The organism is Serratia plymuthica (genome assembly GCF_018336935.1).
Taxonomy (GTDB): domain Bacteria; phylum Pseudomonadota; class Gammaproteobacteria; order Enterobacterales; family Enterobacteriaceae; genus Serratia; species Serratia plymuthica_B.
In genome coordinates, this window is record NZ_CP068771.1 from 3431065 (window position 1) to 3445793 (window position 14729).

13 protein-coding genes are annotated in these 14729 nt (G+C 59.8%); 6 read left to right on the top strand and 7 right to left on the bottom strand.

Annotated features, from left to right (window positions below; genetic code table 11):
* The first annotated feature begins 123 nt into the window (after positions 1–123).
* Entirely contained in the window at positions 124–978 is an 855-nt protein-coding gene (locus JK621_RS16015) for a LysR family transcriptional regulator (protein WP_064799593.1), read from the top strand.
* A gap of 6 nt (positions 979–984) precedes the next feature.
* On the opposite strand, the gene JK621_RS16020 is transcribed toward JK621_RS16015, so the two are convergent.
* From JK621_RS16020 to xylF, 6 genes are all read right to left on the bottom strand, one after another.
* Positions 985–1425, bottom strand: coding sequence for a DNA-binding protein (locus JK621_RS16020; RefSeq protein ID WP_212556818.1), 441 nt, complete (start codon positions 1423–1425; stop codon positions 985–987).
* Positions 1376–1996, bottom strand: a complete 621-nt coding sequence (locus JK621_RS16025) for a nucleotidyltransferase domain-containing protein (protein WP_212556819.1) — start codon at positions 1994–1996, stop codon at positions 1376–1378. The genes JK621_RS16020 and JK621_RS16025 overlap by 50 nt, the downstream gene beginning before the upstream one ends.
* Positions 1997–2057: 61 nt before the next feature.
* A complete protein-coding gene (xylR, locus tag JK621_RS16030; RefSeq protein WP_212560214.1) occupies positions 2058–3236 on the bottom strand; it encodes a D-xylose utilization transcriptional activator XylR in 1179 nt (392 codons plus the stop codon).
* 212 nt (positions 3237–3448) lie between these two features.
* Entirely contained in the window at positions 3449–4633 is a 1185-nt protein-coding gene (gene xylH / locus JK621_RS16035) for a xylose ABC transporter permease XylH (RefSeq protein ID WP_126479585.1), read from the bottom strand.
* The gene (locus JK621_RS16040; protein WP_212556820.1) at positions 4611–6152 is read right to left on the bottom strand and encodes a xylose ABC transporter ATP-binding protein; all 1542 of its coding nucleotides are present in this window, start codon (positions 6150–6152) and stop codon (positions 4611–4613) included. Before JK621_RS16040 ends, xylH begins: the two co-directional genes overlap by 23 nt.
* Positions 6153–6181: 29 nt before the next feature.
* On the bottom strand, positions 6182–7177 hold the full coding sequence (xylF, locus tag JK621_RS16045) for a D-xylose ABC transporter substrate-binding protein (protein ID WP_212556821.1): 996 nt from the start codon (positions 7175–7177) through the stop codon (positions 6182–6184).
* Between the two features lie 413 nt (positions 7178–7590).
* Here xylF and xylA point away from each other — a divergent pair, with 413 nt between their 5' ends.
* The 5 genes from xylA to JK621_RS16070 all read left to right on the top strand — a co-directional run bounded on the left by xylA (position 7591) and on the right by JK621_RS16070 (position 13652).
* Complete coding sequence (xylA, locus tag JK621_RS16050) at positions 7591–8910, top strand: xylose isomerase (RefSeq protein ID WP_212556822.1); 1320 nt, start codon at positions 7591–7593, stop codon at positions 8908–8910.
* A gap of 174 nt (positions 8911–9084) precedes the next feature.
* Positions 9085–10536, top strand: coding sequence for a xylulokinase (xylB, locus tag JK621_RS16055; protein ID WP_212556823.1), 1452 nt, complete (start codon positions 9085–9087; stop codon positions 10534–10536).
* Positions 10537–10680: 144 nt separating this feature from the next.
* A complete protein-coding gene (locus JK621_RS16060) occupies positions 10681–12075 on the top strand; it encodes an amidohydrolase family protein (RefSeq protein WP_212556824.1) in 1395 nt (464 codons plus the stop codon).
* Between the two features lie 99 nt (positions 12076–12174).
* Positions 12175–12729 carry a cysteine hydrolase family protein gene (locus JK621_RS16065; RefSeq protein ID WP_212556825.1) on the top strand — a complete coding sequence of 185 codons (555 nt, stop codon included), beginning with the start codon at positions 12175–12177 and terminating at the stop codon, positions 12727–12729.
* Positions 12729–13652 (top strand): GlxA family transcriptional regulator, encoded by a 924-nt coding sequence (locus JK621_RS16070; protein ID WP_212556826.1) that lies wholly within the window; start codon positions 12729–12731, stop codon positions 13650–13652. The genes JK621_RS16065 and JK621_RS16070 overlap by 1 nt, the downstream gene beginning before the upstream one ends.
* Here the strand turns inward: JK621_RS16070 and JK621_RS16075 are convergent.
* The gene (locus tag JK621_RS16075; protein ID WP_212556827.1) at positions 13647–14639 is read right to left on the bottom strand and encodes an acyltransferase; all 993 of its coding nucleotides are present in this window, start codon (positions 14637–14639) and stop codon (positions 13647–13649) included. The two genes, JK621_RS16070 and JK621_RS16075, sit on opposite strands and share 6 nt — an antisense overlap.
* Between the last annotated feature and the right edge of the window lie 90 nt (positions 14640–14729).

Here is a 14729-nt window from a genome sequence, read left to right on the forward strand (position 1 = left end):
ATAATCCTGGTCTTGCGGGATGAAGAGTGCGGCGTCACAGCCTGTGCGCCACAGCGTTGCGTTACTGTAGGCATCGCCGCTAGTATTGGGAAATTAAATAATAGAATAGCCGGCAGTGGGAAAATGAATCGTTACCCGATGTTCAATCCGCAGTTATTGCTCAGCTTTGTCGCGGTCTGCGACAGCGGCAGCTTCACCCGCGCCGCGGATCGGGTGTTCCTGTCGCAATCGACCGTCAGCCAGCAGGTGCGGCGGCTGGAGGAGATGCTCGGCAAGCCGCTGTTTGAACGCTCATCCCATCAGGTATTGCTGACCGAAGAGGGCGTCAAGCTGCTGAGCTATGCGCGGCGGATTATCGCGCTGAATGAAGAGGCCCACGACGCGCTGACCGGCATCTGGCGCGACGGGGTATTACGGCTGGGGATGCCGGAGGATTTCGCGGTGCCGACCACCGAGCTGCTGGCGGAATTCAGCCGTGCGCACCCGCACCTGCGCCTCGACGTCGCCAGCGGCCTGAGCGCCGATCTGCACAGCGCCTACGCCCGAGAAGAGCTGGATCTGATCCTGGTCAAGCAGCGCCGCAGCCAGCCGCCGCGCGCCGCCAGGCCGGAACCGCTGCTGTGGCTCGACAGCCTGGCCTTCCCGGCGATCGAACAATCCCCGGTGCCGCTGGCGGTGTTTCCGCTTAATGGCCTGTACCGTGAGGAGCTGTGTCAGGCGCTGGATAACCTCGGTAAACGCTGGCGCATCGGCTACAGCAGCGCCAGCCTGGCGGCACTCACCGCCGCCTCCGCCGCCGGGTTGGGCGTCACCCTGTTGCCGGCCGGCTGCCGGTTGCCGAGCCACCGGGTGCTGGGTATCGCCGAAGGGTTACCGCCGGTCGGCAGCTTCGAGCTGGCGCTTTACTACCGCGACAGCGCACCCGCCGCCACCCCGGCGCTGGCCGAGCGGCTAAGAGCGTTTTGCGGGTTGGTGTGAGGGGCGCTATTCCAAAAGCTGGGGGTGTTTGAGTCGAAGCCAGTCATTAACCGCCAGCCATAATGCCTCGGCCTGTTCCAGACAAGCCTGCACCGCCGCATCCGTGACCAAATCACCTGAATAATCCGCAATGTTGCGTTGCTTTCGCAAAGCATCCAGACAAATCATGGTTTCACGGGGGATCCCTACCGTAAGCGGCAATGATTGAATCACAATCTGGTGATCGCCTGGTTTGCTGGTCAACGTCCGAAAGCCTTGCGCCTGCAAAGCGGCATTGGCCATTTGCATAACCGCTTTATACGCCGTGTCAAAACGGCTTTCATTGCTGAGCTGCGTAATGCTGGCGTCACGCCGATTACGTGCAGCGGCGGAGAGTAATTTTCTAATAGCGCCCGAATCAGGCGGTATCGCCTCCAGGCCGATGCCGACCAGATTGTCCAATGTCATCCTTGTCTCCCAAAATCCATAATTGCGGTTTATTCATGATGTCCTGAATAAACGCAGAACCCTCAGCCAAAGCCACCTGCCATTCTGCTGAAGAGTACAACTTAGGGTTAATTTCCCTGCCCAGCATCTCCTGTAGCGGATAAAAAGTTTTGATAACCTCCGTGAAAGACACATCGCCGACGATCAAAACATCTATGTCGCTGTCTGCATTGGCTTTACCACTGGCGATTGAGCCAAAAACAAAGGCCAACTCAAGATCGGCATTGAGCCCGGACAAGGCCTGTTGCAAACACCCGACAACCCCGGAAGTTTTGCGGAAAACAGCCGCCAGCTCAGTAAAAATCAGGCAGTCGGGATTGGCCCTGTAACAAATTTGATTCCCCTGTTGCTGTCTGAGCAAAATGCCGCCCTGTGCCAGCTTATTCAACTCTTTATGCAGAGTGCCAGCCTGAGTTGCGGTCCGGCGCGCAATTTCACGCACATGAAACGCTTGTTCGGGCTGAGTTAACAGCAGGCTTAGCACTTTTCGCCGATATTCGCTGAACAGGATGTCGAGCAGAGGATTGTACATGACGCCTCTTTTTGTAGCCTTATTTGCTACAAATGTAGCCTTTAAGGCTACAAAAAGGCAACTAATACCCGGTTTCACCGTGGCGCTCGCGGTACTCTTTGGGCGTTGCGTCATAGCCTTTTTTGAACACCGAATAGAAATATTGCAACGACGGGTAGCCGCACATCTGCGAGATTTCGTTGATGGTCAGCGAGGTCGCCGTCAGCAGATTACGGGCGCGCTCCAGCTTTTCCTGATGGATCATATGGTGGATGGTTTCGCCGGTCTCGTCCCGAAAGCGTTTTTCCAGGTTGGAGCGCGACATGCCGACCGCATCCAGCACCTGCTCGACCTTGATGCCCTTGCAGGCGTGATGACGGATGTAATGCATGGCCTGAATCACCGCCGGATCGCGCAGCGAGCGGAAATCGGTGGAACGGCGTTCAATCACCTTCACCGGCGGCACCAGGATGCGTTGCAGCGGCAGTTCGCGGCGGTCCAGCAACTGATGCAGCAGCTTGGCGGCGCGGTACCCCATCTGGCGGGTGCCCTGCGCCACCGACGACAGCGCCACCCGCGACAGGTAGCGCGTCAGCTCTTCGTTATCGATGCCGATCACGCAGAGTTTCTCCGGCACCGCGATATCCAGGTGCTCGCACACCTGCAACAAATGGCGCGCCCGCGCGTCGGTCACGGCGATGATGCCGGTTTGCTGCGGCAGGGTCTGCACCCAATCCGCCAGCCGGTTCTGCGCGTACTGCCAGTTCTCCGGCGCGGTGGCCATGCCCTGATACACCACGCCCTGATATTGCTCCGCCGCCACCCGTTGGCGGAACGCCTGTTCGCGCTCCTGCGCCCAGCGTTTGCCGCCTTCCGCCGGCAGGCCGTAAAAAGCAAAGCGATTGATCCCCTTCTCCTTCAGGTGCATAAACGCCGCCTCCACCAGCGCCTGATTATCGGTGGCGATATAGTGCACCGGCGGGTAATCCTCTTCACGGTGATAGGAGCCGCCAACGCCGACGATCGGCACCCTGACGTTATGCAGCAACCGCTCAATCTCGCGATCGTCGTAATCGGCGATCACCCCATCGCCCAGCCAGTCCTTGATGTTGTCGATACGGCAGCGAAAATCCTCTTCGATAAAGATGTCCCAGTCACACTGTGAAGCCTGTAAATACTCGCCGACGCCCTCGACCACCTGGCGGTCATACACTTTATTGGCGTTGAACAGTAACGTAATGCGAAAGCGCTTCGCGAACATGCGGCATCCCCGGTAAATGTAATTGCTCTCTGGCATAGCACACCCCATCTGCGAGAGCAGCAGGCATCACCTCATAACTGTGATCTCTGAAGCTATATCCAACATAATTGACGTTGTATCGAGGCGGCAAAGGAGCTCATTCCGATGAGCTCACTTAAGGGTGGGCGAACGCAGCCAACACAGATACCGCTTCAAGTGTGAAGGAAATATGCTTATGCCCGGCGTTTGGTGGCGGAATCCATCCACACCGCCAGCAGCAGGATCGCGCCCTTGACGATGTACTGCCAGAAGGTCGGCACGTCCAGCATGCTCATGCCGTTATCCAGCGACGCCATGATAAACGCCCCCATCACCGCGCCAGCTACGCTGCCGATGCCGCCGGCCAGGCTGGTGCCGCCAATCACGCAGGCGGCGATGGCATCCAGCTCGGCGATATTGCCCGCCGACGGCGAGCCGGCGCCCAGCCGCGAACTGAGGATCAGCCCGGCGATCGCCACCATCAGGCCATTGATGGCGAACACCGCCAGCTTGGTGCGCTCGACGTTGACCCCCGACAGGCGCGCGGCGTCGATATTGCCGCCGATGGCATAAATCCGGCGGCCAAACGCAGTGCGGGTGGCCATAAATATCCCCGCCAGCATCAGCGCGGTAAGGATTAGTACCGGCGTAGGTACGCCACGGTAATCGTTGAGCAGATAAATCGCCCCCAGCACCACCACCGCCAGGAGGCTTTGCCGGGTCACGTCGCCGGTCGCGGCGGCCACCGGCAGCCCGAGCTGCGCGCGTCGGCTGCGTCGCCGCCATTGCCAGGCAACGAACAGCATCAGCCCGACGGCGCCGATGCCAAAACCCACACCGCCCGGCAGATAGCTCTGGCCGATCTGCGACATGGCGCCGCTGGTCGGCGCTACCGTGGTGCCGTTGGTGATGCCGATCAGAATGCCGCGAAAGGCCAGCATGCCCGCCAACGTAACGATAAACGACGGCACCTTGCGGTACGCCACCCACCAGCCGTTCCAGGCCCCCAGCAACAGACCGGCCAGCAGCGTAACCACGATGGTCAACGGCAGAGGCCAGCCGAGCCAGACGTCAAAAATCGCCGCCGCCCCGCCCAATAGCCCCATCATCGAACCGACCGACAAGTCGATCTCCGCCGAAATGATCACGAACACCATGCCCACCGCCAAAATGCCGGTAATCGCCGTCTGGCGCAGCAGGTTGGAGACATTGCGCGCGCTGAGATAGGCACCCTCGGTGGTAAAGGTAAAGAACAGCATAATGACGGCGATCGCCGCCAGCATCACCAACACCTGAAAATTGATGGATTTCAGCTTCAGGATCGGCTTTTTTTCGGCGATTTCCTGCGCTATCGCGTCAGACTGCGTGCTTTTCGACATCTGTTTCACTCCTCAATGCGGCTTCCATCACCTGTTCCTGGGTCAGACCCCGGTTCTCCAGCGACGCCTTGATACGCCCCTGATGCATTACCAACACGCGGTCGCTGAGGCCCAGCACTTCCGGCAGTTCCGAAGACACCACGATCACCGCGATACCCTGCTGTACCAGCTGATTGATTAATTTATAGATTTCCTGTTTTGCGCCGATATCGATGCCGCGGGTCGGCTCGTCCAGAATGAGGATTTTCGGCTTCAGCAACAGACACTTGGCCAAAATCGCCTTCTGCTGATTACCGCCGCTCAGCCTGGCGATCGCCAATTCGGGCGACGACGTTTTCACTTTCAGTTGCGCCAGCGACTGGCGAATGGTCGCCTGCTCCTGCGCGTCGTCGATCACCGTCAATGCGCCACTGAAGTCGCTCAGCGCCGCCAGCGTCATATTCGCCCCGACGCCCATCACCGGCACAATGCCGTCGCGCTTGCGATCTTCCGGCACCATGGCGATGCCGTGGCGCATCGCCTGTCGGCAATTATTGATAATGGCCGGCTGGCCGTTAATGCGGATGCTGCCCTGCCAGCGGCCGGCATAGACGCCGAACAGGCACTGCATAGTCTCGGTACGGCCGGAGCCGACCAACCCGGCGACGCCAAGAATTTCACCGCGCCGCAGGCTGAACGACACCTCATCCACCCGGCGGACGTGGCGGTTCACCGGGTGCCAGGCGGTCAGGTTATCCACCTGCAAAATCACGTCGCCGATCGCATGCTGCTGTTGCGGGTACAGCTCGGTCAGTTCGCGCCCCACCATCATGGCGATAATGTCTTTTTCGCTCATCTCCGCCGCCGGCCGCGTGCCAATATGCCTGCCGTCGCGGATCACGCAGATCAGATCCGAGATCGCTTTCACCTCGTTCAGCTTGTGCGAAATGTAAATGCAGGCGATACCGTGATCGCGCAGATCCTGAATGATCGCCAGCAGCGTGGCGGTTTCGCTTTCGGTCAGCGACGCCGTCGGTTCATCCAGCACCAGCAGCCGTACCTGCTTGTTGAGCGCCTTGGCGATCTCCACCAGTTGCTGTTGCCCCAGCCCCAACTCACCGACGCGGGTATTGGGATCCACCTCCAGCTTGACCTGCGCCAGCATGCGCCGGCAGCGCAGGTACATGGCGTCGTAATCCATCACGCCACGGCGACACTGTTCGTTGCCGAGAAACATGTTTTCCAGCACCGTCATCTGCTTCACCAACGCCAGCTCCTGGTGGATGATGGCAATGCCTTTTTTCTCGGTGTCGCGGATATTTTTTGCCGCCAACACATCGTCGGAAAAATAAATATCGCCCTGATAACTGCCGTGCGGATATATTCCGCACAGCACTTTCATCAGCGTGGATTTTCCCGACCCGTTTTCACCGCACAACGATAATACCTGCCCGGCCTCTAGTTGCAGGCTGACATTATCCACGGCCTTGACTGCACCGAATTGCATGGTGATATTTTTCATTTCCAATAGGCAGGGCATTATTCCCTCCACGTCACCGGATATCGGTATTAATTAAGGTCGGATTTTTTATGGAAACCGTCGGCAATAATAGTGCTGTCGATATTCGATTTATCCACCGGGATCGGCGTCAATAACCAGGCCGGCACCGGTTTGGCGCCGTTATTCAGGGTCGCGTTGGATTTGGGTTTTTCGCCTTTGCCCAGTTGCACGGCGATGCTCGCCGCCTCATCGGCCAGCTTGCTGATCGGCTTGTAGACCGTCATGGTCTGGGTGCCGGCCATAATACGCTTCACCGCCGCCAGATCGGCGTCCTGGCCGGTGATGGCCACCTTGCCCGCTAGCCCCTGAGCGGCCAGCGCCTGGATCGCCCCGCCGGCGGTCGCGTCGTTGGAAGCCACCACGGCGTCGATATGGTTGCTGTTGGCGGTCAGCGCATTTTCCATGATTTTCAATGCGTTTTCCGGCAGCCAGCCATCAACCCACTGATCGCCCACCACCTTGATTTTCCCGCTGTCGATCAAGGGTTGCAGCACCTTCATCTGGCCCTGACGGAACAGTTTGGCGTTGTTATCCACCGGTGAGCCGCCCATCAGGAAATAATTGCCCTGCGGCACCCGCTGCACCAGGCTTTGCGCCTGCAGTTCACCGACCTTTTCATTGTCGAAGGAGATATAGAAATCGATATCGGCGTTATTGATCATGCGATCGTAGGCCAATACCTTAATGCCTTCCCGCTTGGCCTCGCTGATGACGTTGCTCAGCACCTGGCCGTTATAGGGAATAATCACCAACACGTCGACGCCGCGGTTGATCATGTTTTCTATCTGCGCCATCTGGGTTTCTTCATTGCCGTTGGCCGATTGAACGAAGACGTCCGCCCCCAATGTTTTGGCCTTGCTGACGAAAATATCGCGGTCTTTTTGCCAGCGCTCCAGACGCAGATCGTCGATCGCCATGCCAATTTTGATTTCTTTGCTCAGTGCCGGTTGGCTGGCCAGCGCCAGCAGCGCGCAGACCGAAAGGAACAGGGGTTTTAATTTCATTTTATATACCTTTGTTATCCAATATTTATACCCTATGAATTTCAGGTTGCAGCCAACAACGCCGCAACCTGAAAGGCGACGGGTATGGGAAGGTAATTGAAACGGGCCGGTGAATCAGCTTAGAGCGGATTGTTGTCGGTTATTTACTCTTCGGCAATTACAGATTTTTACCGGCGAATTATGTTTTTTGGTTTAATGTTATTTTTATGATGGCGGTCATGCTTTCTCCCTGAAAAAAATCGTCGTGCGCCATAAAATTCAAATGAAACGCGCTTAAACGCCTATTATGAGATCTGCCGCACATTTAATAATTCTGTGAATTTAAGAGTGAAATAACGTAATTGAGCCACCGGGTTCTAACTCCGAAGATAAATGCATCCCGTAAACCGGGCATCGCTACCCAGGAGTCGAAAATGCAATCCTATTTTGATCAGCTTGAGCAAGTTCGCTACGAAGGCCCCGACAGCAATAACCCGCTGGCTTTCCGCCACTATAATCCCGATGAGTTGGTGCTCGGCAAACGCATGGCCGACCACCTGCGCTTCGCCGCCTGTTACTGGCACACCTTCTGCTGGAACGGCGCGGACATGTTCGGCGTCGGGGCCTTTGATCGGCCCTGGCAGCAACCGGGCGATGCGCTGGCGTTGGCGAAACGCAAGGCCGACGTGGCGTTCGAATTCTTCCACAAGCTGAACGTGCCTTACTATTGCTTCCACGACGTCGACGTTTCGCCGGAAGGCGCTTCGCTGAAAGAGTATCTGAATAACTTTGCGGTGATGACCGACGTGCTGGCGGAAAAACAGCAAAGCAGCGGCGTGAAGCTGCTGTGGGGCACCGCCAACTGCTTTACCCATCCGCGCTACGGCGCAGGCGCGGCCACCAACCCGGATCCGGAAGTGTTCAGTTGGGCGGCCACTCAGGTATTCACCGCCATGAACGCCACTCATCAACTGGGCGGCGAGAACTACGTGCTGTGGGGCGGGCGCGAAGGTTACGAAACCCTGCTGAATACCGATCTGCGCCAGGAGCGCGAGCAGATTGGCCGCTTTATGCAAATGGTGGTGGAGCACAAACACAAAACCGGTTTCCAGGGCACGCTGCTGATCGAACCCAAACCGCAGGAACCCACCAAGCACCAGTACGACTACGACGTCGCCACGGTGTACGGCTTCCTGAAGCAGTTCGGGCTGGAGAAGGAGATCAAGGTCAATATCGAGGCCAACCACGCCACCCTGGCCGGGCACTCCTTCCACCATGAAATCGCCACCGCCATCGCGCTCGGCATCTTCGGCTCGGTCGACGCCAACCGCGGCGATCCGCAGTTGGGCTGGGATACCGACCAGTTCCCCAACAGCGTGGAGGAGAACGCCCTGGTGATGTTCGAGATCCTCAAGGCCGGCGGTTTCACTACCGGTGGCCTGAACTTCGACGCCAAGGTCCGCCGCCAAAGCACCGACAAATACGATCTGTTCTACGGCCATATCGGTGCGATGGACACGATGGCGCTGGCGCTGAAAGTGGCGGCCAAAATGACCGTCGACGGCCAACTGCCTCAGCAGGTCGCCCGACGTTACGCCGGCTGGAACGGTGAGCTGGGCCAGCAAATTTTGCAGGGCAAACTGTCGCTGGAAGCCTTGGCGCAGTACGCTGAACAACATGCACTGGCGCCGCAGCACGCCAGCGGCCGTCAGGAGCAGCTTGAGAACCTGATGAACCGCTACCTGTTCGGTTAACTATGCCCAAAATAATTCGAGTTGCATCATGGCGGCAACCCAGCGCATCCCCGGGAGCGTACAGCCAGTACGCGACAGGGGGGTAGGCGCAAGCAGCCAACACAGACGCAGCCTGAAGAATGAAGGGTATACCCGCGCGGCGCACCGTCCGCCGCGCTTTAAAGGATCTCAATCATGTATATCGGCATCGATCTCGGCACCTCCGGCGTAAAAATCATTTTGCTCGGTGAGCAGGGCCAACTGCTCGCCAGCCAGAGTGAACCGCTGCCCATCTCCCGCCCCCATCCCCTATGGTCAGAACAGGCGCCGCAGGACTGGTGGCACGCCACCGATCGCGCCATGCTGGCGTTGGGCAAGCAGCACAGTCTGCAACAGGTGAAGGCCATTGGCCTCAGCGGCCAGATGCACGGCGCCACGCTGCTGGATGACCGCCAGCGGGTGCTGCGCCCGGCCATCCTGTGGAACGACGGCAGAAGCGCCGCGCAGTGCCAGGCGCTGGAGCGGGCGGTGCCGCAATCGCGGCAAATTACCGGCAACCTGATGATGCCCGGCTTTACCGCCCCCAAGCTGCTGTGGGTGCAACAGCACGAACCGCACCTGTTCAGCCAGATCGATAAGGTGCTGTTACCCAAAGATTATCTGCGCTGGTGCATGACCGGCGAATTCGCCGGCGATATGTCGGACGCCGCCGGCACCGGGTGGCTGAACGTCGCGCTGCGCGACTGGAGCGACGAAATGCTGGCCGCCTGCGGCCTCTCGCGCCGCCACATGCCGCAACTGTTCGAAGGCAATCAAATCACCGGCCAGACCCACACCGAGCTGGCAAGGCGCTGGGGGATGCCGCCGGTGCCGGTGGTGGCCGGCGGCGGCGACAATGCCGCCGGGGCGATCGGCGTTGGGCTGTATCAGGCCGGGCAAGCCATGCTGTCGCTCGGCACCTCGGGCGTTTACTTTGCGGTCAGCGACGGCTTTCTCAGCAACCCGGCCAGCGCGGTGCACAGCTTCTGCCATGCGCTGCCCGACACCTGGCACCTGATGTCGGTGACGCTCAGCGCCGCCTCCTGCCTGGACTGGGTCTGCAAACTGACCAATGTCGACAGCGTCGCCACCCTGCTGCGCAACGTCGAACAGGCCCCTCCGGCGGAAGCCCCGTTGTGGTTTTTACCTTACCTTTCCGGCGAACGCACGCCGCATAACAATCCCAACGCCAAAGGGGCGTTCTGGGGGCTCACTCACCAGCATGGGCCGAACGATCTGGCGCGCGCGGTGCTGGAAGGCGTCGGTTTTGCCCTGGCGGACGGCATGGACGTGCTGCACGCCAGCGGCCTGCAACCGTCGAGCATCACCCTGATCGGCGGTGGCGCGCGCAGCCCGTTCTGGCGGCAGATGCTGGCGGATATCAGCGGCCAACGGCTGGAATACCGCACCGGCGGCGACGTCGGCCCGGCGCTGGGGGCCGCGCGCCTGGCGCAGATTGCCCTGAATCCGCAGCGCCCGTTGAGCGACCTGCTGCCCGAATTGCCGCTGGAACAGCTGCACCAACCGGATGCCGAGCGCCATCGGCACTACGCCGCGCGCCGCAGCACGTTCCGCGAGCTGTATACCTGTCTGTTGCCGCTGATGTGAGGCCCCGGGGGCAGTGACCCTGCCCCTCATTATTACCAAATCGAATAGTCGCCAGTGGCAAATGTCGCTGCCAACCCGCGGGTTCCTCTCCTAAATTGGTGGGTGTTTTTTGACGCACCTCACCTCTGGATTAAGGAACCGAACGTGGAAAAAACCCAACAACAAAGCCGCAGAGCTTTCCTCAGCCAAACCGGCAAACTCACCACCGCCTGCGCGGTGATCGGGTTGACCGGCGGCGTGACGCAGGCCGCACCACAGGCTGGCGGCCACTGTGCGCCGGAGGCAGAACCCATGACCCTGACCGACAATCACTACGTGCTGAGCGACGTGCGGCTGGAGGAGGGTTTCGAATACGATGGCGATACGGTGATCGGCACCCGCACCGCCCTCTATCAACTGGAAATCAAAGACGGCAACATTGCCGCCATCCACGCGGCGGATGCGGCGCCGATCGCGGGCGTGCCGCGTTATCAGGCGCAGGGTCAGTTGCTGCTGCCGGCGTTCCGCGACATGCATATCCATCTGGACAAAACCTTCTACAGCGGCCCGTGGCAGGCACCGCGCCCACGCCAGGGCAAAACCATCATGGACATGATCGCGCTGGAACAGACGCTGATCCCCAAGCTGCTGCCGACCTCGCAGCAGCGCGCGGAAAACCTGATCGCCCTGTTGCAATCCAAAGGCAGCACCGTGGCGCGCAGCCACTGCAATATCGATCCGGTCAGCGGGTTGAAAAGCCTGGAGCACCTGCAACGCGCGCTGGAAAATCACCGGGCGGATTTCAGCTGCGAAATCGTCGCCTTCCCGCAGCATGGCCTGTTGCATTCTAAAGTCGACGGCTTGATGCGCGAGGCCATGCAGATGGGCGTGCAATACGTCGGCGGGCTGGACCCGACCAACGTCGACGGCGCGATGGAGAGGTCGCTGGACGCGATGTTCCAGATTGCGCTCGACACTGGCAAAGGCGTCGACATCCACCTGCATGAAACCAGCCCCGCCGGGGTAGCGGCGATTAACTACATGATCGCCACCGTAGAAAACAACCCGGCGCTGCGCGGTAAGGTCACCATCAGCCACGCCTTCGCCCTGACCACGCTGAACCCGAATGCGCTGGCGGAAACCGCCACCCGCCTGGCGGCGCAGCAAATCACCATCGCTTCCACGGTGCCGATCGGCGGGCTGATGATGCCGCTGCCGCAGCTCAGTGAAAAAGGGGTATTTGTGATGACCGGAACCGACAGCGTGATCGACCATTGGTCGCCGTTCGGTACCGGCGACATTCTGGAAAAAGCCAATCTCTACGCCCAGCTGTATCGCGGTTCGGATGAGTTCCATCTGTCGCGCGCCCTGGCCATTTCCACCGGCGGCGTGTTGCCGCTGAACGACAAAGGCCAACGCGCCTGGCCCAAAGCCGGCGACAGCGCGGAGTTCGTGTTGATCAACGCCAGTTGCTCCGCCGAGGCGGTGGCCCGCCTGCCTGCCCGCCGCGCCACCTTCCATCGGGGGCGTCTGGTCGCCGGTCAGCTCAGCAAAGCCTGATGCTGGTCCGCTGATGCCATCATGATGGCCGTTTTTGGCCTTCTTCCTCGCAGGATAACGGCGCAGTATGGCGTTATACCCAACAGGCGGAGGCCGAAAATGTCACACAGCGCATTATTGATCATCGATGTTCAGCAATCATTCCAGCATCGCCCTTTCTGGCAAGAGGACGATCTGCCCGCTTTCCAGCAGGCGATCACAAGATTAATCGAAGGCTGCCGCCGGCAGGGCGTGGCGTTGGTCGACGTGTTCCACGTTTCCCCGCAGGGGCCATTCTCGCTGGCGTCCGGCTTGGTGCAGCGCCTGCCGTTCCTCAGCCACCAGGCGGACGTTACCGTGCGCAAACAGGTGCATAACGCGCTGACCGAATCCGGGTTGGATGCCTGGCTACGTGAACGGGAGATCAATCACCTGATTATCTCCGGCATTCGTACCGAGCAGTGCTGCGAAACCACCACCCGCGTGGCAAGCGATCTCGGCTATCGGGTGACCTTCGTCACCGAAGCGACCCTGACGTTCCCGATGCAACACCCCGACGGCCAGGTCTTTACCACCGAACAGCTCAAGCGGCATACTGAGACGGTGCTGGTCGACCGTTTCGCCCGGCTCGCCAGCGTGGATGAGGTGCTGGCGCAACTGTCACAGGAGTCATAATGCCGCAGGCCGTCTACTTTCTGATGCTGCCCCAGGTGCTGTCGCTGGACGTCAGCGGCCCGGCCGAAACCTTGCGCCTGGCCGGAACCTTCAGCCTGCATTACATCGGCCCGGAGCCGCAGATAACCTGCTCCATCGGCATGACGCTGAGCCGGCTGGAGCCGTTGCCTGCTCAGTTGGAAGACGGCGCGATTTTGGTGGTGCCGGGAGTCAGCGATTCGGCGCGCTACTTTGCCGGCCCGCAAGCCGAACAGGCCCGCCGCTGGCTGGCGGCGCTGCAACCCGATCTGCAAAGCCGGCGCATCACGCTGGTCTGCGTGTGTTCCGGCGCACTGCTGGCGGCGCAGGCCGGCTTGCTCGACGGTTACCAGTGCACCACTCACCATGACGTGCTCGAACGCATGCGCCTGCAGGCGCCGGCGGCGCTGGTGAAAGAAAACCGCATTTTTGTCGAAGACCGCAGCGTCTACACCAGCGCCGGCATTACCGCCGGTATCGATCTGGCGCTGCACCTGATCAACCGCCAGTGCGGCGCAACCCGGGCGATGGAAATCGCCCGCGAAATGGTGGTGTACTTCCGCCGTTCCGGCGACGACCCGCAGCTTTCGCCGTGGCTGCGCTATCGCAATCATCTGCACCCGGCGGTCCACCGCGCCCAGGACGTGATGGCCGCCGAACCGGAGGCCGAATGGTCAGTGCCGCAGGTGGCGGAAAAAGCCCACGTCAGCAGCCGCCATCTGGCGCGGCTGTTCCGCAGCCATATCGGCATCAGCGTACGGGAATATCATGAACAGCTGCGGCTGGCCGTGGCGCAACAGCGGCTGCAACAAGGCTACGGGCTCGAGAAAGCGGCACTGGCGGCCGGGTTCTCGTCCGGCCGTCAGTTGCGGCGCGCGCAACAGCGCGGGCAAAACCCGTTATGACACCAGCCTTCGAACGTCCAGCTTTTGCAGCCCCATCGACAGCAACAGACTGAGCGCCAGCGCCACACCGAATACCCAGAAGATGTCCAGCAGCGGATAAGCGGCGAGTTCAAGATGCCGGCTGCGCATAAAGTTGACGATAATGGCGTGAAAACCGTAGATCGCCAGCGAATGGCGGGAAAAAACGCCCAGCCAGCCGATCGGTTCCGGCAGGCAGTTCTTAAACCACACCAGCAGCGACACCGCAGCGATAAACACCAGCGGGCCGCAGTAGATGTAAAAGGTATCGGCGAAGCTGCCGTTGATGAACATCTGGCTTTTGGTGCCCTGAACAATCAGCGCCACGCTGAGTACAAAGCCCAGCGCCGCCAGCCAGCTGATGCCGCGCCGCCCGGTGTCCATCATGCCAATCGCCCGCCCGGCCAGCGCATACAGCAGGTAATAGAAGGTGTCGCCGTAGATATACAGATTGACCGGCAGCAGGTGGGCGTTGCCGACGGTCACCGTACGGGTATTGGGGTTGGCAATGACCGCCAGGATCACCAGTACCCCGGCCAGATAACGGCGCGAGACCGGTTTGACGCTGATCAGCGGCGAGAGCAGGTAAATCACCGCAATCGCATAGAAGAACCACAGGTGATAAAACACCGGTTTTTGCAGCATGCCGCGCAGCGACGGCCAGAAGCCGATTTTGGTGAAGGCCGCGATATAGGCAAGCGCAATGAGGCTGTAGAACAGGATGCAGCAGCCAATACGGATGAAATGTTTTTTGCCGGCGCTTTTCTCGCCGAAAAACAGATAGCCGGAAATCATGAAAAACAGCGGCACCGAAACGCGCGACATGCCGTTCAGCACGTTGGCGATGTCCCAGTTATGTTCCCCCACCGCCATACCGTTGGTGACGTAATAGGTGGTGGCGTGGATCATCACCACCATCATGCACGCCACCGCGCGCAGGTTATCTATCCAGCCAATTTTAGTGCTCAAAAGATTGCTCGCCGTATTGTCATCTTCGTCTGTTAAAAAGAGGGTAACTAGCCAAAGTGTGGGTGGCAACCCTGACGGGTCATATCAGAA

Bases quoted from the DNA above. Each gene is read 5' to 3' on its own strand.
- JK621_RS16015 (WP_064799593.1), top strand. From the start codon at position 124: ATGAATCGTTACCCGATGTTCAATCCGCAGTTATTGCTCAGCTTTGTC.
- JK621_RS16020 (WP_212556818.1), bottom strand. From the start codon at position 1,425: ATGACATTGGACAATCTGGTCGGCATCGGCCTGGAGGCGATACCGCCT.
- JK621_RS16025 (WP_212556819.1), bottom strand. From the start codon at position 1,996: ATGTACAATCCTCTGCTCGACATCCTGTTCAGCGAATATCGGCGAAAA.
- xylR (WP_212560214.1), bottom strand. From the start codon at position 3,236: ATGTTCGCGAAGCGCTTTCGCATTACGTTACTGTTCAACGCCAATAAA.
- xylH (WP_126479585.1), bottom strand. From the start codon at position 4,633: ATGTCGAAAAGCACGCAGTCTGACGCGATAGCGCAGGAAATCGCCGAA.
- JK621_RS16040 (WP_212556820.1), bottom strand. From the start codon at position 6,152: ATGCCCTGCCTATTGGAAATGAAAAATATCACCATGCAATTCGGTGCA.
- xylF (WP_212556821.1), bottom strand. From the start codon at position 7,177: ATGAAATTAAAACCCCTGTTCCTTTCGGTCTGCGCGCTGCTGGCGCTG.
- xylA (WP_212556822.1), top strand. From the start codon at position 7,591: ATGCAATCCTATTTTGATCAGCTTGAGCAAGTTCGCTACGAAGGCCCC.
- xylB (WP_212556823.1), top strand. From the start codon at position 9,085: ATGTATATCGGCATCGATCTCGGCACCTCCGGCGTAAAAATCATTTTG.
- JK621_RS16065 (WP_212556825.1), top strand. From the start codon at position 12,175: ATGTCACACAGCGCATTATTGATCATCGATGTTCAGCAATCATTCCAG.
- JK621_RS16070 (WP_212556826.1), top strand. From the start codon at position 12,729: ATGCCGCAGGCCGTCTACTTTCTGATGCTGCCCCAGGTGCTGTCGCTG.